At 71.9% G+C, this 21831-nt stretch carries 20 protein-coding genes; 4 read left to right on the forward strand and 16 right to left on the reverse strand.

What is annotated here, in order from left to right; all coding sequences use genetic code 11:
- Positions 1 to 67: 67 nt before the first annotated feature.
- The 8 genes from nuoH to ACZ5UI_RS23650 are packed head-to-tail and all read right to left on the reverse strand — an operon-like array spanning position 68 to position 8286.
- On the reverse strand, positions 68 to 1096 hold the full coding sequence (gene nuoH, locus ACZ5UI_RS23615; RefSeq protein WP_464191713.1) for an NADH-quinone oxidoreductase subunit NuoH: 1029 nt from the start codon (positions 1094 to 1096) through the stop codon (positions 68 to 70).
- On the reverse strand, positions 1096 to 3522 hold the full coding sequence (nuoG, locus tag ACZ5UI_RS23620; protein WP_464191715.1) for an NADH-quinone oxidoreductase subunit NuoG: 2427 nt from the start codon (positions 3520 to 3522) through the stop codon (positions 1096 to 1098). The genes nuoH and nuoG overlap by 1 nt, the downstream gene beginning before the upstream one ends.
- 2 nt (positions 3523 to 3524) lie before the next feature.
- On the reverse strand, positions 3525 to 4835 hold the full coding sequence (gene nuoF / locus ACZ5UI_RS23625) for an NADH-quinone oxidoreductase subunit NuoF (protein WP_464191717.1): 1311 nt from the start codon (positions 4833 to 4835) through the stop codon (positions 3525 to 3527).
- A complete protein-coding gene (locus ACZ5UI_RS23630; RefSeq protein ID WP_464191719.1) occupies positions 4835 to 5464 on the reverse strand; it encodes an NADH-quinone oxidoreductase subunit NuoE family protein in 630 nt (209 codons plus the stop codon). The genes nuoF and ACZ5UI_RS23630 overlap by 1 nt, the downstream gene beginning before the upstream one ends.
- Before the next feature lie 6 nt (positions 5465 to 5470).
- Positions 5471 to 6739, reverse strand: a complete 1269-nt coding sequence (gene nuoD, locus ACZ5UI_RS23635; protein WP_464191721.1) for an NADH dehydrogenase (quinone) subunit D — start codon at positions 6737 to 6739, stop codon at positions 5471 to 5473.
- Entirely contained in the window at positions 6736 to 7284 is a 549-nt protein-coding gene (locus tag ACZ5UI_RS23640) for an NADH-quinone oxidoreductase subunit C (RefSeq protein ID WP_464191723.1), read from the reverse strand. Before ACZ5UI_RS23640 ends, nuoD begins: the two co-directional genes overlap by 4 nt.
- Positions 7277 to 7933, reverse strand: coding sequence for an NADH-quinone oxidoreductase subunit B (locus ACZ5UI_RS23645; RefSeq protein WP_464191726.1), 657 nt, complete (start codon positions 7931 to 7933; stop codon positions 7277 to 7279). The genes ACZ5UI_RS23640 and ACZ5UI_RS23645 overlap by 8 nt, the downstream gene beginning before the upstream one ends.
- Complete coding sequence (locus tag ACZ5UI_RS23650; protein ID WP_464191728.1) at positions 7924 to 8286, reverse strand: NADH-quinone oxidoreductase subunit A; 363 nt, start codon at positions 8284 to 8286, stop codon at positions 7924 to 7926. Before ACZ5UI_RS23650 ends, ACZ5UI_RS23645 begins: the two co-directional genes overlap by 10 nt.
- Before the next feature lie 61 nt (positions 8287 to 8347).
- Here ACZ5UI_RS23650 and ACZ5UI_RS23655 point away from each other — a divergent pair, with 61 nt between their 5' ends.
- Complete coding sequence (locus ACZ5UI_RS23655; RefSeq protein WP_464191730.1) at positions 8348 to 8800, forward strand: hypothetical protein; 453 nt, start codon at positions 8348 to 8350, stop codon at positions 8798 to 8800.
- A gap of 186 nt (positions 8801 to 8986) precedes the next feature.
- Here the strand turns inward: ACZ5UI_RS23655 and ACZ5UI_RS23660 are convergent, their stop codons facing one another.
- Positions 8987 to 9487 carry a flavin reductase family protein gene (locus ACZ5UI_RS23660; RefSeq protein ID WP_464191732.1) on the reverse strand — a complete coding sequence of 167 codons (501 nt, stop codon included), beginning with the start codon at positions 9485 to 9487 and terminating at the stop codon, positions 8987 to 8989.
- A gap of 207 nt (positions 9488 to 9694) precedes the next feature.
- Between ACZ5UI_RS23660 and ACZ5UI_RS23665 the strand changes: the two genes are divergently transcribed.
- Positions 9695 to 10093, forward strand: coding sequence for a c-type cytochrome (locus ACZ5UI_RS23665; protein WP_464191734.1), 399 nt, complete (start codon positions 9695 to 9697; stop codon positions 10091 to 10093).
- Positions 10094 to 10107: 14 nt separating this feature from the next.
- On the forward strand, positions 10108 to 11355 hold the full coding sequence (serS, locus tag ACZ5UI_RS23670) for a serine--tRNA ligase (RefSeq protein WP_464191736.1): 1248 nt from the start codon (positions 10108 to 10110) through the stop codon (positions 11353 to 11355).
- A 1-nt stretch (position 11356) separates the two neighbouring features.
- On the opposite strand, the gene ACZ5UI_RS23675 is transcribed toward serS, so the two are convergent.
- From ACZ5UI_RS23675 to ACZ5UI_RS23685, 3 genes are read right to left on the reverse strand one after another with little or no spacing between them, the layout of a single operon-like run.
- Entirely contained in the window at positions 11357 to 11734 is a 378-nt protein-coding gene (locus ACZ5UI_RS23675) for an STAS domain-containing protein (protein WP_464191738.1), read from the reverse strand.
- 53 nt (positions 11735 to 11787) lie between these two features.
- The gene (locus ACZ5UI_RS23680) at positions 11788 to 11994 is read right to left on the reverse strand and encodes a hypothetical protein (protein ID WP_464191740.1); all 207 of its coding nucleotides are present in this window, start codon (positions 11992 to 11994) and stop codon (positions 11788 to 11790) included.
- Between the two features lie 55 nt (positions 11995 to 12049).
- Positions 12050 to 13189, reverse strand: a complete 1140-nt coding sequence (locus tag ACZ5UI_RS23685) for a glycosyltransferase family 2 protein (protein WP_464191742.1) — start codon at positions 13187 to 13189, stop codon at positions 12050 to 12052.
- Between the two features lie 43 nt (positions 13190 to 13232).
- Between ACZ5UI_RS23685 and ACZ5UI_RS23690 the strand changes: the two genes are divergently transcribed.
- Positions 13233 to 14552: a glycosyltransferase family 4 protein gene (locus tag ACZ5UI_RS23690; protein ID WP_464191744.1), complete on the forward strand. Its 1320-nt coding sequence runs from the start codon at positions 13233 to 13235 to the stop codon at positions 14550 to 14552.
- Here ACZ5UI_RS23690 and ACZ5UI_RS23695 read toward each other — a convergent pair.
- The 4 genes from ACZ5UI_RS23695 to ACZ5UI_RS23710 form a co-directional block, all read right to left on the reverse strand.
- Positions 14542 to 15198, reverse strand: a complete 657-nt coding sequence (locus ACZ5UI_RS23695) for a TetR/AcrR family transcriptional regulator (RefSeq protein WP_464191746.1) — start codon at positions 15196 to 15198, stop codon at positions 14542 to 14544. The two genes, ACZ5UI_RS23690 and ACZ5UI_RS23695, sit on opposite strands and share 11 nt — an antisense overlap.
- Before the next feature lie 88 nt (positions 15199 to 15286).
- A complete protein-coding gene (locus tag ACZ5UI_RS23700; RefSeq protein ID WP_464191748.1) occupies positions 15287 to 17449 on the reverse strand; it encodes a transglycosylase domain-containing protein in 2163 nt (720 codons plus the stop codon).
- Between the two features lie 143 nt (positions 17450 to 17592).
- Positions 17593 to 18201: a hypothetical protein gene (locus ACZ5UI_RS23705; RefSeq protein WP_464191750.1), complete on the reverse strand. Its 609-nt coding sequence runs from the start codon at positions 18199 to 18201 to the stop codon at positions 17593 to 17595.
- 10 nt (positions 18202 to 18211) lie between these two features.
- A complete protein-coding gene (locus ACZ5UI_RS23710) occupies positions 18212 to 21805 on the reverse strand; it encodes a choice-of-anchor Q domain-containing protein (RefSeq protein ID WP_464191752.1) in 3594 nt (1197 codons plus the stop codon).
- Positions 21806 to 21831: the final 26 nt, after the last annotated feature.

The raw sequence follows: 21831 nt of genomic DNA on the forward strand, positions 1-21831 counted from the left end.
CCGCCGGCGCCGCCCGGAGCGGGCGCGCGGAGGACCTCGACGACGTCGCCGGGATCGTAGGGAGGGGTCAAAAGACGGTCACCACCAGAATTGCGGTCACGAGGGTGTTGAGCGTGGCCAGCGGCAGCAGGACCTTCCAGCCGAAGCTCATGAGCTGGTCGTAGCGCAGCGCCGGAAGCGTCGCGCGGATCCAGATGAAGAAGTAGATGAAGAAGACGGCCTTGACGATGACGACGAACGGATACACCCATTCCGGCGGGTGGATCCCGAACGGCAGCCACCAGCCGCCGAAGAAGATCGTCACGGTCAGGAACGAGATCACGACGAGCTCGAGGTACTCCGCCATGTAGTAGTTGGCGAAGCGGCCGCCGCCGTACTCGGTGCCGTAGCCGCCGATGATCTCGGCCTCACCTTCGGGCAGGGCGAACGGCGGGCGGTTGGCCTCGGCGAAGCCGGCGATCATGAAGATCAGGAAGCCGACGAACTGCGGGATGAAGTACCACATCCCGGCCTGGCCCTGGACGATGTCCACCAGCGACATCGACTGCGCGCTGATGACGACGCCGACCAGCGCCATGCCCTGTGCGGCCTCGTAGGAGATCAGCTGCGCGGCCGAGCGCATCGCGCCCAGGAACGAGTACTTGTTCGTCGACGCCCAGCCGCCGAGCATCAGGCCGTAGAAGCTGATCGCGCCCAGCGCGAAGAGCACGAGGATGCCCACGGAGACGTCGATGCCGTACAGGCCGGTCTCCACGCCGAAGATGTCCACGACCGGACCGAAGGGGATCAGCGCGACCGTGCCGGCCGCGGCGATCACCGACAGCACCGGCGCGAGGATGTACAGGAACTTCTGCGCGTGGCGCGGCGTGAACTGCTGCTTGCCCAGGAGCTTGCCGATGTCGGCCAGCGCCTGCAGCGAGCCGAACGGGCCGACGCGGTTGGGGCCGTAGCGACCCTGGAAGCGGCCCAGCAGCTTGCGCTCGACCAGCAGGGTGACGGGCACGAAGTTGAAGACGATCAGGAAGATCACCAGCGCCTTGGCGATCTGCATCCACCAGGGCTCGTAGTAGAAGACGTCGGCGAACAGCGAGGTCATCAGGCTCTGCGCACCTGCACGATCGAACCGGTCAGCGCGTTGGCCGAGTCAGGACCGTCGAGGCCGTCCTGCAGGAAGACCGTGCCGGCGGGCACCGCGTGACGCAGGGCGACCGTCGCGTCGACGGCCGAGCCGTTGTTGGAGACGATCACGGCCGCGCCGTCGGACAGGCCGAGGCGGTCGGCGTCGTCGGGCGCCATCTCCGCGCGCTGGCGGGCGCGCAGGAACTGCAGGGCGGGCGAGTGCTCGACCTCGGGCGAGGCCCAGATCGAGCGGAACGTGCCCAGGCGCAGCCCGCCGCCGTCGTTGTCGGGGGCCGGCGTGGGGACGCTGATCGGGCCCGAAACGTCGGCGCGCGGGTAGGCGGCGGCCGCGTCGCGGGTCTGCCAGCGGATGCCGCGCCCGCCGATCTCGTCCAGCGTCAGCCCGGCGTAGAAGGGGACGGCCTCGGTCAGCTGGGCCAGCGCCATGCCGCTGGTCAGCACGCGCAGGTCGAGTCCGACGAGCCGGCCCAGGTCGTTGAGGACCTGGTAGCCGTAGCGACCCTGGCCGGAGTGGCCGATCGCCGGGCGCACGCGCTGCAGGCGCCCGTCGGGGTGCGTCAGCGTCCCGTCCTTCTCGGCGTAGGCCTCGAAGGGGAAGACGACGTTGGCGTGCTCGCGGATGCCCTCGGTCAGGAACGAGGCGTGGGCGATCACGGTCGAGGCGCGGTCCAGCGCCTGCTCCCAGCGCGCCCGGTAGGGCATGTCGCGCAGCGGATCGACGCCCATCAGCCACAGCGCGGTCAGCTGCCCGCGCGCGCCCGCCTCGGCCATCTCGGCGGCGTGCATGCCGGGCGTGGCCACGGGCGACAGGCCCGGGCCCGCGTCGGGCAGCACGCCGACCTCGCGCAGGCCGCGGCCGTTGGCCGACGAGGGCACGACGAACAGGCCCGCGCCCGCGCGGTCGCGCAGGCCCAGGGCGTCGGCCAGGGCGACCAGCGGCGCGCCGACGCGCTCGGAGGCGACGATGACGATGTCCGGGCCGGCGTTCTGGAGGACGTCGAGGACCTCGAACAGGCCGCGCGCGTCGCCGTCGGTGCGGTCGCGCTCGCCGCGGGCGGCGGCGGCCAGCTCGGCGGCGAAGGCGGGGCCGCCGCCGGGGGCGAAGCGCACCGTCAGCGCGGCGTTGGGGTCCAGCGATGACGGGCGCGCGGAGGCGATCGCCAGCTGCACGCGGTTGCGGCGCACGCCCTTGCGGATGCGCAGGTCGACGATCGCCATGTCGTCGACGGGCTCGGTGTCGAGCACGAGGACGGCGCTGGCGAACTCGATGTCGGGCACGGTGGCCTGCAGGGCCGGATCGCCGATGGCCAGCAGCGCGTCCCGCGAGACCGGCGCGCGCTGGGAGTCCAGGTGGCCGGAGCCGAGCGCCTCGCGCATGATGCGCTGCAGCAGGAAGCCCTCTTCGTTGGTCGCGCCCGAGCCGACCAGCGCGCCGACGGACCCCTTGGCCCGCTTGAGCGACTTGGACGCCTCCTCCAGCGCGCGCTCCCAGCTGACGGCGCGCAGCTCGCCACCGTCGCGGACCATCGGCGAGGTGATGCGCTCGTCGACGTGGATGGCCTGGTAGGCGAAGCGGCCGCGGTCGCACAGCCAGCCGTCGTCGACCTCGTGGTTGTCGCGGGCCAGCACGCGCAGGACGCGGTCGTCGCGGACGGTGAAGGTGACGTTGCACTGGCCGGGGCACATCGTGCAGATCGAGCCCGAGCCCTCGATGTCCCACGGGCGGGCGCGGAAGCGGTAGGGGCGCGAGGTGAGCGCGCCCACCGGGCACAGCTCGATGATGTTGCCGCTGAACGGGGCGACGTACGGATGCCCGTCGAAGGTGGCCACGTAGGAGGCGGCGCCGCGCTCCTGGAGGACCAGCTGGTAGTCCTCGGCGACCTCTTGGGAGTAGCGCACGCAGCGGTAGCAGAGGATGCAGCGCTCGCGATCGATGGCGATCAGCGGGCTCAGCTCCAGCGGCTTCTGGAAGTGGCGCTTGGGCTCGATGTAGCGCGAGCGGCCACCGCCCCAGCCGAAGGAGATGTCCTGCAGCGGGCACTCGCCGCCCTTGTCGCAGACCGGGCAGTCGAGGGGGTGGTTGATGAGCAGGAACTCGACGACGGCCTGCTGGGCCTCGTGCACGCGCGTGGTCTGCGTGTGCACGACCATGCCGTCCTTGACCGGCGTGGAGCAGCCGGTCTGGAGCTTGGGGATGCCCTCGATCTCGACCAGGCACATGCGGCAGGCGCCGACGGGCGCGCCGAGCTTGGGCTCGTAGCAGAAGACGGGGATCTCGACGTCGCCGTGCTTGGCGGCGTCGACGAGCATCATGTTCTCGGGCGCCTGCACCTCTCGACCGTCGATCGAGAAGGTGATGGTCTTCACCTCGGGGCGGGGCATGCTTAGACCAGGGCCCCCTGGATGAGCGGCAGCTCGGGCGAGGGCTCGACGGTGCCCAGGTAGGACTCCTGGCGGCGCGCCTCGATGTACTCCTCGAACTCGGCGCGGAACTTCACGACCATCGAGGCGATCGGCATGGCCATCGCGTCGCCCAGCACGCACAGGCAGTTCCCGATGATGTTGTCGCAGACGCTGGCGATGATGTCGAGGTCCATCGGCGTGGCCTCGCCGGTCTTCATCCGCTCGATCATCTTCGTCGTCCAGTTCGTGCCCTCGCGGCACGGCGTGCACTTGCCGCAGGACTCGTGGCGGTAGAAGTAGGCCGTCTTGTAGGCCACGTCGACGACCGAGGTCTGGTCGTCGACCACGATGATCGCGCCCGAGCCGAGCATCGAGCCGGCCTTGGCCATCGAGTCGAAGTCGTAGGGAAGGTCGAGGTCGTCCTTGGTCAGCACCGGCGACGACGAGCCGCCGGGGAACCACAGCTTGACCTCGCGCCCGGGCTCCAGCCCGCCGGCCAGCCCGTAGATGATCTCGCGCGAGGGCATGCCCAGCTCGATCTCGTAGTTGCCCGGCCGGCGCACGTGGCCGGAGACGGACACGAGCTTCGTGCCGGTCGAGTTGGAGACGCCGCGCTTGGCGTACTCCGCGCCGCCCAGCCGGATGATCGTGGGCACCGTCGAGAGCGTCTCGACGTTGTTGATCAGCGTCGGGCCCTGGTAGAGGCCCTGGTTGGCCGGGAACGGCGGCTTCAGGCGCGGGTTGCCGCGCTTGCCCTCCAGCGAGTCCAGCAGCGCCGTCTCCTCGCCGCACTCGTACGCGCCCGCGCCGCGGTGCACCACGAGCGTCAGGTTGTGCCCGGAGCCGAGGATGTCGTCGCCCAGGAAGCCCGCCTCGCGCGCCTCCACCAGCGCGGCGTCGAGCTTGTCGGCCTGCAGCACGTACTCGCCGCGGATGTAGATGAACGCCTTGTTCGCGCCCGCCGCGTACGCCGCGATGATGATGCCCTCGATCAGCGTGTGCGGCGTCTTCTGCATGAGCTCGCGGTCCTTGAACGTGCCCGGTTCGGACTCGTCGGCGTTGCAGCACAGGTAGATGTCGGCGACGCCCTTGGGCAGGAAGCTGACCTTCTTGCCCATGGCGAAGCCCGCGCCGCCGCGGCCGCGCAGCTCGGAGGCCAGCAGCTCGTTGAGGACGGCCTCGCGCGGCATGGCCAGCGCCTTGCGCAGCGAGTCGTAGCCGCCGCGCCGACGGTAGACGTCGATCGTGTTCAGGCCGGGCTCGTCGATGTCCTTGAAGAGGAGCTTTTCCATCAGGAACCACCCTCCAAGGGCAGCGTGTCGGCGCTCGGGCGCAACGCGAGCTGCTTGCGCGGCAGCGGCGGGCGCTCGTTGCGGATGTCGTCGACCAGCTCGTCGACCTCGCTCAGCTCGATCGGGCCGACGTAGACGCCGTCGACCGAGGCCATCGGCGCGATGTCGCAGGCGCCCAGGCACTCGAAGTGACGCACCTGGATGTCGGCGTCGCCCTCCGTGGCCTGCTCGATGGCGTGGCAGAGCTCGTCGGCCCCGCGCAGCGAGCACGAGATGTTCGTGCACACGTAGACGCGGTGACGGCCGGTCGGCTCGAGGTCGAACATGTCGTAGAACGAGGCGACCGCGGCCATGTTGGCCGGCGTCAGGCGCATCACGCAGGCCACCTGGCTGAGCGCCTCAGGCGAGAGCCAGCCGTGGAAGCGCTGCGCGGCGGCCAGCGCCGGCAACGTCGCCGAGCGGAAGTCGGGGTACTTGGCCATCGCCGCCTCGATCTCCGCGCGCAGCTCGGCGGGCACCGGGGTGGTGGCCGGATCCGGGGTCAGGGCCGGGTCCTTGCTCAGGTCGACCGAGCGGTCCCACCCGGGCACGCGCGAGCCGTGGTCGTATCGGCGAACGTCGTAGGACATCGCGCGTCAGCGGTCGATCCCGCCGAGGATCGGGTCGAGCATGGCCAGCGTGGCGATCAGGTCGGCCAGGTAGGAGTCGCGCACCATCGGCGCCGTGGCCTGCAGGTTCACGAAGGAGGGGTCGCGCATGTGCACGCGGGCGGGCTTGGAGGAGCCGTCGGAGCGCACGAAGCAGCCGAGCTCGCCGCGGGGCGACTCGATCGGGTAGTAGGCCTCGCCCGGCGGGACGCGGAAGCCCTCGGTGACCAGCTTGAAGTGGTGGATGAGCGCTTCCATCGACGTGGCCAGCTCGTGGCGCGGCGGCAGCACGTGCTTGCGGTCGTCGGCGATGTGCGGCCCCTCGGGGAGCCCGTCGAGCGCCTGCTCGATGATCTTCACCGACTCGTAGATCTCGGCCCAGCGCACCGCGTAGCGATCCCAGTTGTCGCCGGTGGTGCCGACGGGGATCTTGAAGTCGAAGTCCTCGTAGCTGGAGTAGGGCTGCGCCTTGCGCAGGTCCCACGGGTTGCCGGCGGCCCGCAGCAGCGGGCCGGTCACGCCCAGGCTGAGCAGCGTCTCGGCGTCCAGCGGCGTGACGTTGCGCATGCGGTTGAGGAAGATCTCGTTGCGCGACAGCAGCGCGTTGAAGTCGTCGGCCGCCTTGGGCATCCGCTTGCAGAAGGCGCGGACCTTCTCCTCGAAGCCCACCGGGATGTCCTCGATCACGCCGCCGACCTGGAAGTAGCGCGTGTGCATGCGCTGGCCGGAGCTCATCTCGAAGATGTCGAGGATGTTGTCGCGCTCGCGGAAGCAGTAGAAGAGCAGCGACATGGCGCCGAGGTCCAGCGCGCTGGTGCCCAGCCACACCATGTGGCTCATGATCCGGTTGAGCTCGAGGTGGATGACGCGCAGGTACTGCGCGCGCTTGGGCACCTCGAGGTCGATCAGCGTCTCGACCGCGCCGCAGTAGGCCAGCGCGTTGAAGTAGTAGGAGAGGTAGTCCATCCGCTCGACGACGGGGATGACCTTCCAGTAGCTCTTCTGCTCGGCCGTCTTCTCGATGCCGGTGTGGACGTAGCCGATGATCGGCTTGATGTCGCGCACGACCTCGCCCTCGAGCGTGGTCAGCAGGCGCAGCACGCCGTGGGTGGCCGGGTGGTGCGGGCCGAGGTTGAGCGTCAGCAGCTCCTGGTCGCCGCCCCACTCCTGGTGCTCCTGCGTGGAGATGGGGCCGTCGGCCAGGTCGATGCCCTGCTCGTCGCGGCGGTAGTCGGTGACCGTCGTGCTGTCGGTCATTCGGGTGTGTCACTTCCCTCGTGCGGGCGATCGACACCGAGCGTGTAATCGGTGCCGTGCGCCTGCTGCTGGGTGAAGAGGACGGGCTCGCCGCCGACCGGGAAGTCGCGGCGCTGCGGGTGGCCCTCGTAGTCCTCGGGCATGAGGATCCGCCGCAGGTCGGGGTGGCCGGTGAAGACCACGCCGAACATGTCGTAGATCTCGCGCTCCTGATGGTCGGCCGTCGGCCAGTCGGGCGTGACGGACTCCACCTCGGGCGTGTCCAGCGGCACGCGCAACGTGACCGTCAGGCGGTCGACGTCGTGCATGTTCAGCAGCTCGTACTGGACCCCGAGACGCGGCTCCTCGGGGTAGTAGTCGAGGCCGTGCACGGAGGCCAGGAACGTGAAGCCCTTGCCCTTGAGGAACTGCAGCGTGGGCCGGATGCGCGCGGGGTGCACGGCGATGCGGCCCTTCTCGCGGAAGAAGGTGGTGTCGAGGACGGCCTCTGGGTCGGCCTCGCGGAGCTCGCCGGCGAGCAGCTCGAGCCCGGTTGCGTCAGGCACCGGCGGGGTCCTTGGAGGTGAGCACGTCGACCGCGGATACCTCGTCGACCAGCTCTTCGGTGCCCCGGGCGTCGTAGCGGTCGCGCCAGCCCATGGCCGGGTCGTCCTGGATCATCGAGCGCAGCTTGAGGATCCCGTGCATGACCGCCTCGGGCCGCGGGGGGCAGCCGGGGACGTGCACGTCGACCGGCATGAACTTGTCGGCCGGGACGATCGCGTAGTTGTTGAAGACGCCCATCGACGACGAGCAGGCGCCCATCGCGATCGCCCACTTGGGCTCGAGCATCTGGTCGTAGATGCGCCGGACGATCGGGGCCATCTTGATGCTGATGCGGCCCGAGATGATCATCAGGTCCGACTGGCGCGGCGAGCCGCGGAACGCCTCGGCGCCGAAGCGTGCGATGTCCATGTGGCCGGCGACCAGGGTCATCATCTCGATCGCGCAGCAGGCCAGGCCGAAGGTGGCCGGGAAGATCGCGTTGCCGCGGGCCCAGTTGAGCGCCTTGTCGAGCGTCGTGGTGAGCACGCGCTCCTCGACGTACTGCTCCAGCGCGGCCCCTTCGAGGTCGCCCTTGAGCGCGTCGCGGGCCCGGATCCCGCGAGCGCGGAAGTCGGCTGGGTCCGTCGGAATGCCGCGGACTATCTCCATGACAGCGCACCTCGTCGCCACACGTAGACGTACGCGATCGCCAGCAGCACGACGAACGTGATCGTCTCGAACAGCGCGAACGTCCCGAACGCGCGCAGCTGCACGGCGATGGGGAAGAGGAAGATCACCTCGATGTCGAACAGGATGAACAGCATCGCGATCATGTAGAAGCTGATCCCGAAGCGGAACGTCCGCTTGACTTCGGAGGGCATGCCCGACTCGTAGGGCTCCGCGGTCGCCTTGATGGTCGTGCGCGGCTTGGGCCCGAGCAGCGAGTTCGCGAACGCGAACAACGTGCCGATGGCGCCGCCGAGGACCAGGAAGACGAGCGCGGGGAGATAGGAGCGGAGCACAGCGCCCCGGGTTATAGCACCGCCTTGTGCGAGGTTGTCACTTAGTGCCAGGAGACACGAGATGAACGGAGTCGTCATAGGCGCGGCCTGGATCGCCGCGGCGATCAACGCTGCCGCCGCGCTGTGGGGCGCCGTCTGCTGGCAGCGCTTCCTGGCCAGCCGCCCGTTCTGGGTCCTGACCCGCGCCGGACAGACGGCGATCGTCCTGTTCGCCGCGCTCTCGGGTGTCATCGCCCTGACCGGCGACACCCCGGACGACAACCTCTTCTGGGTCTACGTCCTGGTGCCCTTGGGCATCTCCTTCTCCGCCGAGCAGTTCCGCGTGCTGAGCGCGCGCACGGTGCTCGACCAGCGCGACCTGGCCGACGCGAAGGCGATGCGCCGGCTGCCCGTCGCCGAGCAGGAGCTGATCCGCGAGCTGATCATCCGGCGCGAGACGGGCATCATGGCCCTGGCCGCGCTGGCCAACGCGTTCATGCTCGCCCGCGCGGCGATGACCGCCGCGGGGTTCTAGGGCGTCCGCTCCGCCGGGTCCGGCGTTGGCGCCGGTGCGGTTGGTTACGACGGGCATCGAAGAAGTTGCATCTGGCTCGAACTTCGTGAGCGACAGGGCGGACGTGGTCGCTGTTACACGTCCTGTGCACGTGTAACAGCGACCACGTCGCCGATGTCTCGCCCGGCCGGCGGCGCCCGCGGAACGTCAGTCGCGGTCGGGCTGCTCGAGGCGGGCGTAGCCGCCGCGGAAGAACAGGAGCGGGTCGCCGTCTTCGTCGTAGTGGAAGGCGCTGACGCGGCCGACGCCGATCGTGTGGTCGCCGCCTTCGATGAGCTCGTGGACGTCGCAGACGAACCAGGCGAGCGCGTCGTCGAGGACGGGGACGCCGTGGTCCACGTTGTGGGTGACCGCGGCGAACTTCTCCTCGGGCACCATCTTGGAGGCGAAGATCCGCGACAGGTGCTCGTCGCCGGCCCGCAGGATGTTCACCGCGAAACGGCCGTGGTCGCGGACGATCGGGAGGGTGCGGCTGGTGTTGTCGAAGCAGACGATCAGCAGCACCGGATCCAGCGAGAGCGAGGACACCGCGTTGGTCGTCATGCCCGCGTGGCCGGAGGGTCCGGTGGCCGTGACTACCGTGACGCCGCTGGCGAAGTGGCCGATGGCGGACCGGTAGTCGCGCTTCAGGTCGGTGACGGTCGGCATCGCCGAGAGTCTGACGCACACGCACGGCCGGCGCATCCCTACACCCCACAGATGGGGGAGTCCCGGTGCCGGCCGCGGTTGCCGCCGTTCCCTGGGGTCGCGCAGGTCAGTCGTCGAGCGACCCGGGGTCGGCCGACACCGGGGACGTGGTGGAGTTCGCCACGAGCGGCCGCCCTCCTACCTCGCTTCCGTATGATCCGGCCCCGCATGACCGCCAAGACCCTCAGGATCGCCGCCGTCACCGGGGTGCTCGCCATCGCCGGGCTCGTTTCGGCGTGCGGTGAGGCGCACGTCGAGGACAGCGCGGACAACTCCGCCAACGTCAACCGGGGCGCCCAGCTCTTCCACGAACGCTGCTCGGGCTGCCACACGCTCAGCGCCGCCGCCGCGGAAGGCTCCGCCACCAACGTCCACCAGCGCGAGAAGACCGACGGACCGAACTTCGATCAGCGCAAGGAGACGGCCGATCAGGTCCTCTACGCGATCCGCAACGGCGGATTCTCCGGCGCGATCATGCCGGAGAACATCGTCGTGGGCGATGACGCCCAGGCGGTCGCCGACTTCGTCGCCAAGTACTCCGGCGGCGGAAGCTCCTCCGGCGGATAGGCGGCTGGCGGCGCATGCTCGACCTGCGTCGACTGCGCGCTGAGCCCGACGCCATCCGGGCCGCACTGGCCCGCCGTGGCGACGGCTCGGACATGCGCGTCGGAGAGGTGCTGGAGCTCGACGAGCGCCGGCGGGACGTCCTGCCCGAGCTCGAGCAGCTGCGGGCCAGCAAGAACGCCGCCTCCGAGGCGATCGCCTCCGCCAAGAAGGCGGGCGAGGACGCCGGCGAGGCGATCGCGGCGATGCGCGCCGTCGGCGCCCGCGAGAAGCAGCTCAACGGCGAGCTGGCCGACGTCGACGAGCGCCTGCGCGTCGCGATGGCCGGGCTGCCCAACCCGCCGCAGGCCGACGCGCCGCTGGAAGACACCGTCATCAAGGAGGTCGGGGAGGCCGGTCGGACCGGCAAGGACCACCTCGAGCTGGCCGGCGACCTGATCGACATGGAGGCCGGCGCGCGCGTCGCGGGCTCCCGCTTCGCCTACCTCAAGGGCGACCTGGTGATGCTCGAGCTGGCGCTGGTGCGCTGGGCGCTGGAGAAGCTGCGCGGCCACGGTCACGAACCGGTGATCCCGCCGGTCCTGGTGCGCGAGGAGGCGCTCTTCGGCACGGGCATGCTGCCCGACACCGAGCAGCAGATCTACCGCCTGGCCGACGACCCGCTGTATCTGGCCGGCACGAGCGAGGTGCCGCTGGCCTCGCTGCACGCCGGGGAGATCCTCGACGCCGCCGACCTGCCGATCCGCTACGCCGGCTTCTCGCCCTGCTTCCGGCGCGAAGCGGGCGCAGCCGGACGCGACACGCGCGGCATCTTCCGCGTGCACCAGTTCGACAAGGTCGAGATGTTCGCGTTCGTCGAGCCCGACCAGAGCGACGCCGAGCACGCGCGCCTGCTGGCCATCGAGGAGGAGATCCTCCAAGAGCTGCAGATCCCCTACCGCGTGGTCGACATCGCCGTCGACGACCTCGGCGCCCCCGCCGTGCGCAAGTTCGACCTGGAGGCGTGGCTGCCCGGCCAGGGCGCCTACCGCGAGCTGACCTCGTGCTCGAACACGACCGACTTCCAGGCCCGTCGCCTGGAGATCCGCATGCGCTCGCCCGAGGGCGGGCGGCCCGTCGTCGCCCACACGCTGAACGGCACCGCGGTCGCGGTCGGGCGGACGATCATCGCGCTGCTGGAGAACGGGCAGCGCGACGACGGCACGGTCGAGCTGCCGGCGGTGCTGGTGCCCTACGGGGCGCCCGCGACGCTGAACGCCGGATAGCTCAGCCGGCGACCGGCCCGCCGACGCGGCGCAGGGCCTCGTCACGGGTGGCGGCGATGTCGAACGTCGAGTCCAGCCGCGTGATCTCGAACAGCCGCAGCACGGTGGGGTTGGTGCACACCAGCGACAGCGCGCCGTCGACCCGTGACAGGCGGCGCAGGGCGTTGAGCAGGACGCTGAGGCCGGTCGAGTCGATGAACTCGACGCCGCTGAAGTCCAGGACGATGCGGGTGAAGCCCGCCTCGAGCGCCACGTTGAGCTGATCGGCGAGCTCGGGCGCCGTGGAGACGTGCACCTCGCCGGTGGCCACGAGCACGCGGGTGGCGTCGTCGACGTCCTCGGCGACGACGGTGAACTTCGGCTTCGGGAACTCAGTCATGACCCGCGCCGAACGCTATCCGGTCCGGCGGGCGCAGCGCAAAAAAGCGGCTGTCAGCGGGCTCGTCGGCGGCGCGGCGGGCGCCCGTCGCGCAGCGACGGCGCGTCCGCGATCGAGACGAGCTGGCCGCGTGGCTCCTCGCCGAGCGCACGGATGCCCCGGGCATCACGGGCCAGGACGAAGGTCCGCGCGCCGCACGAGGCGCACGTGGTGGCGTGGTCGCTGGGGGCACCACAGGTGGTGCATCGGAATGGACCCACTGCTCGGCAGATCCCCGCGCCGCTCGGTGGTGAAACCTCCGCGTCGGCCCGCGTGTCAGCGGGAGACCCCGAGCATGCTGGCCAGGTGCCGGGCCCGCCGGCGCGTGGTGTCCAGCCGGTAGACGGAGCGCGGGATCGCGTGGCTCGGGTCGTCCAGGAACGGATAGTCGCCGTAGGCGCGTCCGCCGATCCAGCGGCGCGGGTTGGCCGGCAGCCGCTCGCGCTGGAAGCGCAGCACCTCGTCCAGCCCGTCGGCGTCGCCCGCGGCGACCAGATGCCACTTCAGGCGTCCGATCGCGGGCTGCCGGGCCACCGCGCGCGCATCGATGCGCTCCAGCACCTGCTGGGCGCGCTGCAGGAAGCGCGCGCGGTAGGCGGCGGCGCCGGAGTCGAAGACGTCCAGGTGGTAGAGCAGGTCCTCGGCCAGGACGCGTTCGGCGTACAGCAGCCGCGCGCCGGCCAGGCCGCGGGCATCGAGGAAGGCCAGCACCTGCTCGACGGCGTCGACGCGGTCGTCGAGCACCCGCAGATCGGTGCGCCGCTGCGTGATCGACGCCTCCCCGCCCTCGCGCTGGCGGTACAGGTAGACCGGCTCGCGGACCACGTCGACGGCGCGGGCCAGGAAGTGCGCCGGGAGCACCACGGGGATGTCCTCGTGGAAGACGCCCTCGGGGAAGCGCAGGTCGTTGGCGTCCCAGAACGCGCGGCGCCACAGCTTGTTCTGGGCCATGCGGTCGCTGAGCAGCAGCGGGAAGCGGGTCACGTGCGTGGCCTGGCGGCTGCGCCAGAACGCCCGGGCCAGGAACCGGGCGGGCCACTCCCGGGTCGAGTCGAAGCGGTGGATGTTGCCGGTCGCGAAGTCCGACCCCGAGCGTTCCAGCGCGCCCAGCAGGCGCGCGTAGCCGTCGGGCGGCAGCCGGTCGTCGCTGTCCAGGAAGGCCAGCAGCTCGCCGGTGGCCGCCGCCACCCCGACGTTGCGCGCCTGGCCCAGGCCGCCGTTGGCCTGCTGGATCAGGCGGAACCGCGGGTCCGCGTCCGCGTAACGCGCGGCGATCGCTGCGCTTTGGTCGTGCGAGCCGTCGTCGACCATCACCACCTCGAGATCGGTCACCGTCTGGGCCTGCAGCGACCGCAGGCACTCGTCGAGGTAGGCCTCGACGTCGTAGATCGGGACGACGACGGAGATGCGCGGCACCGGCCGGATCCTACGGCGACGTCCACTAGCGTCCGACGCGCTCATGGCCGCCGATCCCTCCGTCCCGCGCGCGCCCCAGGAAGCTCGCGTGTCGCGCCGGCGACGGCTGCTGGGGGCGCCCGCGATCGCCCTGCACCGCCTGGCCCTGGCGCTCGTGCGCCGGCTGCCCGCGCCGCGCGCGTCGGCCGCCGCGGTCGGCGCCGCCCCGCGACCGGTGCGCATCATCCTGGCCAACGCCTACGGGATGGGCGGCACGATCCGCACGACCTTCAACCTCGCCGGCCGGCTGGCCCGCGACCGCGAGGTCGAGGTCGTCGCGCTCAAGCGCCACACCGCTCGGGCGTTCTTCGACTTCCCCGCCGGCGTGACCGTCACGTCGCTGGACGACCGGCCGCAGGAGCGTCGGTCGCTGCCCGAGCGGCTGCTGACCGCGCTGCCGAGCGTTCTCGTGCACCCCGAGGACTTCGGCTACCCATCGGCCTCCCTCTGGACCGACATCCGGCTCCTGCGCCGTCTGCGGGGCATGGGCGGGGAGACCGTGATCGCCACGCGGCCGGCCTGGGCGCTGCTGGCCCTGGCCGCCACGCCCGACGACACGATCGTCGTCGACCAGGAGCACATGCACTTCCACGCCCACCGGCCGGCGCTGGCCGCCGACGTGCGCAAGCAGTACCCGCGGCTGGACGCGATCGCGGTGCTCAGCGCCGACGACGAGGCCGACTACGGCGCGCTGGTGCGCAGCGGGCGCGCGCGCGTCGTGCGCCTGCCCAACGCCGTGCCCGACCTGGGCGGCGGCACCTCGACGCTGGATGCGCCGCTGATCGTCGCGGCCGGGCGACTGGTCGCGCAGAAGGGCTTTGACCTGCTGATCGACGCGTTCGGCCCGGTCGCCGAGCGCCACCCGCAGTGGCGCCTGCGCATCTACGGGGGCGGCCCCCAGAAGGCGATGCTCCAGGAGCGCATCGCGCAGCGCGGCCTGGGCGACCAGATCGAGCTGATGGGCTCCACGCGCGACCTCGGTCCCGCGCTGGCGGCGGGCAGCATCTTCGTGCTCAGCTCGCGCTGGGAGGGCTTCGGGCTGGTGATCGTCGAGGCGATGAGCCGGGGCCTGCCGATCGTCAGCTTCGACTGCCCGCGCGGGCCGGCGGACATCATCACGCCGGGGCGCGACGGGCTGCTGGTGCCCGAGCAGGACGTCGCGGCCCTGGGGGCGGCGATCGAGCAGCTGATCGAGAACCCGGCGCAGCGGACCGCGATGGCCGCGGCCGCGCTGGAGCGGGCCCGCGACTACGACGGCGACGCGATCGCCGCCCGCTGGGCCGCGCTGCTCGACGAGCTCGCCGCGGCCAGATCTACGGCCTGATCGCGGCGACGATGATGCGCAGGCCGTCGACGAAGAGGTCCTCGTCGCGCTGCGGATCGAGCGCCGAGATGCGCATCATGCGCTGAAGCGCCGAACGGGTGTCCGCGTTGGGCGCGGACGGATCGGGCTCCTGCACCGGCGCCGGCGCCCCGCTGGCGATGCGCGTCGTGACGAACAGGGTCGTGCCGATCACGTAGGAGGCGTAGGTGTGGAAGGCCACCGCCGCGTCCTCGCCGTACAGCCCGAGGCGCTCGAACGTGCCCGACAGGAGCGCCAGGTTGTCGACCATCCGGTTGCCGACCTCGGGCGTGGCCGCCAGGTGCTGGGCCAGCAGGCCGTGGCGGACGAACGCGCGGCGGGTGGCCAGCCCGGCGTTGACGAGCAGCTCGCCCGGATCGGCGACGCGCACGTCGGGCACCAGTTCGAGCCCGATCTGGAAGGCCTCGAGCCACACGAGCTCGACCGCGGCGTCGATGATCGCGCCGCGCGACGGGTAGTGGTAGTAGATCGCGGTGGGCGCGACCTTGAGCGCAGCGGCCAGGCTGCGGATGCTCGGGGAACCGCCCTCGTCGAACTGCCGGAGCGCCTCGGCGGCGATCTCCTCGGGCGTCAGGTGGGTGTCACGATCCTGGGCAAGGCGAGGCACGGGTATCCACCGTACAACGCTCGGTATCTCGGCGCCACGGGGGCGCTTGTCTCAGGCCTCTCCCGGCGGCCGGAGGCCGGGATCTGCGCTACGGGGTCGCGGCCCCGCCGCCGCTGGTGTACCCGTCGGGCGACGGCGGCGTGTCCGTCGCGGGCGGGGTCACCGGCGTGGGGGTCGGCGTCGGCGTCGGTGTGGCCGGCGTCGTCGCCGCGGGCGGCGTCGTCGTGGTCGTGTCGCCGCCCGTGCCCGTGGCGGTATCGGTGCCCGTCGTGTCGGTGCCGTCGGCCGTGGCCCCGCCGGTTGCGGGATCTGTCGTCGTCCCGTCCTCGGTGGGGTCCGTCGTCGGGACCTCGGTCGTCTGGTAGTGGCCCTTGAAGGGCTCGCTGACGAACGGCTCCTTCGGGGTCGGGAAGTCGTCGCACTCGTCGCCCTTGGCGGCCAGCATGAACTCCTGCCAGATCGGCGCCGGGATCGTCGCGCCGAACACCTCGCCGTAGCCCGGGACGGCGGTCATCGACGTGGTCTCCTTCGGGTAGCCGACCCACACCGCGGTCGACAGGTGCGGCGTGTAGCCGACGAACCAGGCGTCGGTGAACGAGCTCGTCGTGCCGGTCTTGCCCGCGGCGGGGCAGCCGATGCCCAGGCCGGCGGCGGTGCCGTGGTCGAGCACGCCCTTCAGCGCTTCGGTGACCGCGGCGGTCTGGCCGTCGGTGAACTCCTTCTTGCGGTGGCTGCCGGGGTGCTCGACGGTGCCGTCGGGCAGGACGACCTTCTCGATCGCCGTGGCCGTGTTGCGCACGCCGCCGTCGGCGATCGTCGCGTACGCGTTGGCCATCTCCAGCGTGGAGACGCCCCGGCTGAGCCCGCCGATCGACTCGGCCGGGTAGGCGTCCAGGTGCGAGGTGACGCCCATGTCGTAGGCCGCCTTGCGCACCTCCTCGGGCGTGATGTCGGCGCCCAGCTGCGCGTAGACGGTGTTGTCGGAGGCGGCCATCGCCTCCTGGAGGCTGATGCTGCCCGAGTAGGAGTGGTCGTCGGTCTGGACGTGCCAGGTCGGGTCGGTGTCGTTCCAGCCCGGCATCAGCTCGTGCGAGTTGTAGTAGGTCGTCTTGGGGTCGATGCCCATGCGCACCGCCCCCATCAGGTCGATCGCCTTGAACGTCGAGCCCGGCTGGCGGCGCGCCTGCGTGGCGTAGTTGAACACGGTCGACCCGTACTCGGCCGAGGAGGCCATGGCCAGGATGTGGCCGTTGCTGGGGTCGATCGTGACCAGCGCGGCCGACGGCTGGTCGGGCTGGTTGAGGTGGTCGGCGATCGCCTTGCGGGCCAGCTCCTGCAGCTTCAGGTCGATGGTCGTGTAGACCTCCAACCCGCCCCTGCGGACGACGTCGATGCCGTAGCGGTCGATCAGCTGCTGCTTGACGTAGTCGAAGAAGAACTGCTCGCGGCGCTGCTGGTAGTACGTGTTGGTGACCACGCCCAGCGGCGCCTTCATCGCCTTGCGCGCCTCGGCCGGCGTGATGTCGCCCTGCTCGAGCATCGCGTTGAGGACCTCGTTGCGGCGGGACGTCGCGCCGCGGGGGTTGTCGAACGGGTTGTCGGCCGACGGCGCCTGGGGGAGGCCGGCCAGCAGCGCGGCCTCGGGCAGGTCCAGCTGGGAGGCGCGCTTGTCGAAGAAGACGCGCGACGCGGCCTCGATCCCCACGGCGGTCTGGCCGCCGACCGTGCCGTAGGGCACGTTGTTGAGGTACTGGTCGAGGATCCACTTCTTGCTGTGGGCCTGCTCGAGCTCGTCGGCCAGCTTGGCCTCGCGGATCTTGCGCTTGAGCGTCTTGGTGAAGCGCACGTCCGGCGTGTAGAGGTTGCGCACCAGCTGCATGGTCAGCGTCGAGCCACCCTGCTCGGAGCTGTCGCTGGTCACGTTCTTGACCGCCGCGCGGGCGACGCCCATGTAGTCGACGCCGCCGTGGTCGTAGAAGCGCTTGTCCTCGATGTCGATGGTCGCCTGCTTGACCTCCTCGGCGATCGCCGCGCTGGGCACCTCACGGCGCAGCACGTCGGAGGAGATGAAGCCCAACCGCGTGCCGTCGGCCGCGTAGACCGTCGAGATGGCGCCCTGCGGCTTGGGCTTGAGCTCGCTGATGTCCGGGGTGTCCTTGACGACCTTGACCACCCACAGGGCGCCCACGGTCGCCGCGGTCAGCGCCGCGATCGCCGCCACGCCGAGCGTCAGGGCGAAAATGCGCAGCACGGGACGCCCGTTGTTGCGGGCGTTGCGCTTACGCCGCCGACGCGCCATCTGGGGCTCCCGAGCCGAACATCGAATCCATCAGCCTAGGAATACCGGGTCGGATGTCCGACTCCTGTTGGGTCGGCGCCGCTGACAGGAACCGTTCAGGCCGGGCGCGGGCCGCGCCAGACGGTCCCCCACAGGATCAGCAGCGTCCCGCCGCCGGCGACGACGAAGGTCAGCGCGAACAGCACGTAGCCCACCGTGCGCAGCGTCGAGCCCGTGGCGTGGACCATCAGCGGCGTCTCGGTCGGGGTGCCGATCAGGTCCTCGGCGGGGTCGAAGTGGCACTCCACCGAGGTGCGGCCGGCCTGCCCGTCGAAGCGGCCGACGCTCACGTAGGAGGTGGCGACGGTCTCGCCCACCGTCTGGCGATCGCCGCGCAACCGGGTGGTCGAGCCGTCGGGGTGGGCCACGACGCAGCGCGCCTCGGTCGCCTCGCCCTCGCGCACGCGGTACTTGGCCCGGCGCTCGGTGCGGCTGAGCCCGTCGAACAGCACGCCGTCGGGCTTGGCGCTGAGCGCGACCGTGTAGCGCTGGTTCTCGGCCTCGAAGGTCAGCGTCCCCGGCGCGCGGCCCTCGGCCACGGCGTCCTTGCGCTGGAAGTACGTGCTGCCGGCCAGCGCGACGATCGCCCCGACCAGGCTCGGGACGCCGATCAGCACGATCAGCAGGATCCCCGCGACGATCCGCCCCCACCGTGGCCCGCGCACGGTGCCGATGCTATCCCGGCAGGCGGGGACCGCGCGAGGGGTGCGTCAGCGTGATCGTCGTGGTCCGCGACCGCGGCGCGCCGCCCCTCGGCGTGAAGGTCGTCCGCAGGCGCACCGACAGGTGCTTGCGCTGGCGCAGCGCGCGCTTGGCCTTCGGCGTCAGCGCGAGCCGGATCGTCACCGGACCGGCCTTGGTCACCCGCTTGCGCACCGTGCGGAACAGGCCCGAACGGGTCGCCGCGGCGGTGGCGCCCGCGGCGCGGGCGCGGCCCCCGGCGCCGACCGGGGCCACGGTGAGCGTTCCCGGCCCAGGTGCGAAGACGGTCGCCCCGGCGGGGCGCCCGGTGGCCGACAGCTCGGTCGCGGGCTCGATCCGCACCGTCACGTCGCAGGAGACACGACGCACGTCGTCGGAGTTGTAGTCGTGATCGGCCAGCAGCTGGTGCCGTCCCATGGCGCCCGTGTGGATCCCGCCGCACAGGAAGAACGGCGTCGTCCCGTCGCCCAGGATCGTGCCGGTCCAGCGGCTGCGACAGGCGTGGGAGCCGTCCGCAACGGTGTTGGTGTAGCACCCGTCGCCGCCGTAGCGGTAGATCGAGTCCGGGGTCCCGGCCGTGGCCCAGACCAGCCAGATCGCCTGGTCGTCGTCGTTCCAGCCGGCCTGCACGGTGTACGTGCAGCGCGCGCCCACGGGGCATTTCGCCCCGGGGTCGTTGATCGTGCAGGTGGCGCTGTCCCCGTTGGGGTCGCGCTCGACGGGCAGCGGGTTGCGCTGGCAGTGCAGCGTGCGCGTCACCGGCGCGTTGATGGTGAACGTCCGCCGGGCGGGCGTGGCGTCCTCGGCGCCTTCGGGGCTGGTCGCGGCGACCTCGAAGAGGTGGTCGCCGCTGCCCAGTTCGGGGGCGGTGAACCCGGTGGCGCAGGCCGTCCACCCGCCGCCGTCCAGCCGGCAGCGGAACGTCGACCCGGGCATGCTCGACGTGAACCCGAAGGCCGGTGTCTTCAGCCACGAGGCACCGGTCGGCCCGCTGGTGATCGTCGTCTCGGGCGCGGGCAGGATCGTGAAGGCGCGGGAGACCACCGGGCTGCGGTTGCCGGCGCGGTCGGCGGCGGCCGCGTAGACCACGTGGGCGCCGACCCCGGTGAGCGTCCGTGGGCACGCGCCGGCCGGCAGGTCCGCATACGTCGCCGGCGCCACCGCCGGGTCCACCGCGCAGCGCACGTCCAGGACGCCCGAGCCGGGCTCGGCGTCGTCGCTGTTGACGACGACGTCGACCGGACCGGTGAAGCGGGTGCCGTCGCGGGTCGTGGTGCCCGCGGCGGGGCGCGCGTCGAGGCCGGCGGTCGGCGTGGTCACGTCGTAGAGGAACGTGGCCGACGCCGAGACCGGGTCGCGCACGCCGTCGACGATCGCGCGGACGCGGAAGACGTGCTGGCCCTCGCTGGGCGCCGGGTCGATCGTGTGCGGTGGGCGACAGGGCTCGAAGGCGTGACCGTCCAGCGCGCACTCGAACGCCGCGCCCACCGGGCTGGAGGTGAACGTGTAGACCGGCACCACGTTGGTCGGGCCATCGGGGCCGCCGGTGATCGTCGTGTCGGGCGCGCCGAGGATCGTGAAGCTGGTCGACACGACGGCGCTGCTGGTGCCGGCGCCGTCGGCGGCCGCGACGTAGATCGTGTGCACGCCGACGGTCGCGTAGGTCGTCGGGCACGGGCCGGCCGGGAGCGCGGCGAAGCTCGCGGGCACCGCCGCCGGGTCGATGGCGCAGCGGACCGCGCTGACGCCCGACGTCGGCGTCGGGTCGGTGGCCGAGACCTCGATGCGCGCGACTCCGGCGATGCCCTGGGCGTAGGCGGTGCCGAACCCGGGCTCGGCACCGACGAACACGGACGCCTCGGGCGCGGCCGTGTCGACGAAGAAGGCGCGCGTGGCCGGTGTGGCGTCGCTGTCGCCGCCGCTGCTGGCCTGCACGTGGAACACGTGCGCGCCGTCGGCCAGCGCCGCGGTGGTCAGGGGCGACGTGCAGGCGCTCGGCGCCGCCGCGTCGATCCAGCAGGCGAACGTCGCGCCCGCGGCGGGGTCGGCGACGAACGCGAACGTCGGGGTGGCCTGCGCGGTCGGCCCGCTGGGGCCGCTGGTGATGCGCGTGTCGATCGCCGCCTGGCCCTGGTAGGCGCCGATGTCGCAGGACCCCGACGGGCGCAGCACGCCGCGTTGGTCGGTCGCCGGGCAGGCGGCCGGGTCGCCCGCGCCGATCGCCGGGCTGGTGCTCGCCGGCGCCTGCGTCGGCGTCGGGCCGCCGTTGTCGGCCAGCGGGCCGAGCAGGGGGTCGGTCATCGTCAGGTCGCCCGCGGCGGCCAGCGCGCACGAGTTGCCGGCGTCGAGGTTGTGCCCGCCCGAGGTGATCGGGCCGCCGCAGCCGTCGGCCAGGATCGTGTTGGTCAGCGTGACCGTCCCGGACGTCGGGCAGTTCAGCAGCGTGTCGGCCGGGCCGCAGTTCCACACGTCGGGTCCCGTGCGGTCGGCGACGTTGAGCGCGAAGGTCACGTTCGTGGCCGTCAGCGGGCCGTTGAAGGACGCCACGCCGCCGCCGTAGCCGCCCAGGGTCGGGTCGCCGGGGACGAAGCGCGCGGCGTTGGCGGTGATCGTCGAGTTGGTCAGGGTCAGCGTGCCGCCGGACCGGTACAGCCCGCCGCCCGAGGCCGCCGTGTTGCGGGCCACGGTGGAGCCCACCAGCCGCAGCTCGCGGCCGGCTTCGACGTGGATGCCGCCGCCCGGCGAGGTTGCGGTGTTGTCGGCGATCAGCGAGTCGGTGATCTGGTTCAGCGTGGCGCCGGCGCTGATGCCGCCGCCGGCCACCGCGTCGTTGGCGGTGACCTGCGTGCGCGTGAGCGTCAGCGCGGTGCCGAACGACGACAGGCCGCCGCCGCCGTCCTGCGGCGCGTGGTTGCCGGTGACGACGGAGTCGGTCAGCGTCGACGTGCTGGTGCCGAAGGCGGCGAGCCCGCCCCCGAAGTAGGTCTGCGCCGTGTTGCCGGCGATGCGCGAGCCGTTGATGGTCAGCGTGCTGGCGCCGTCGGCGTGGATGCCGCCGCCGGCGCTGCGGGCCGTGTTGCCGGTGACCGCCACGTCGCTGAGCGTGAGCGCCGAGCCGTCCACCTCGATGCCGCCGCCGTCGCAGTCGCGCAGCCCGCACGACTCCGGGCTGGCGTCGGCGAAGCTGGCCCCGCCGGAGACGGTCAGCGCGGCCAGCGTCACGTGTGCGCCCCCGCTGACCTCGAACACGCGCCCGAGCCCGGCGGCGTCGACGACCGTCGCGCCGCGCCCCGCCCCGGTGATGGTCAGGTCGTGGGTGACGTCGAGGTCGCCGGTGGCCGCCGGGTCGGCGCCCTCGGCGCCGCCGATCGTGCGCGTGTAGGTCCCGGCCGGCACGGCGATCGTGTCGGCGGCCGGCGTGGCGTTGGCCGCCTGGATCGCCGCCCGCAGGCTGCCGGCGCCGCTGTCGTTTGTGTTGGAGACGGTGAAGCTGGCGGCGTGGGCCGTGGTGGCCAGAGCCCACAGCATCGCCACCGTGAGCGCCCCCGCGCGCTTGGTGCCCCGCATCGCCGCGACGCTATTGCGGGCTCTGC

This window comes from Conexibacter sp. JCM 18997 (assembly GCF_055391915.1).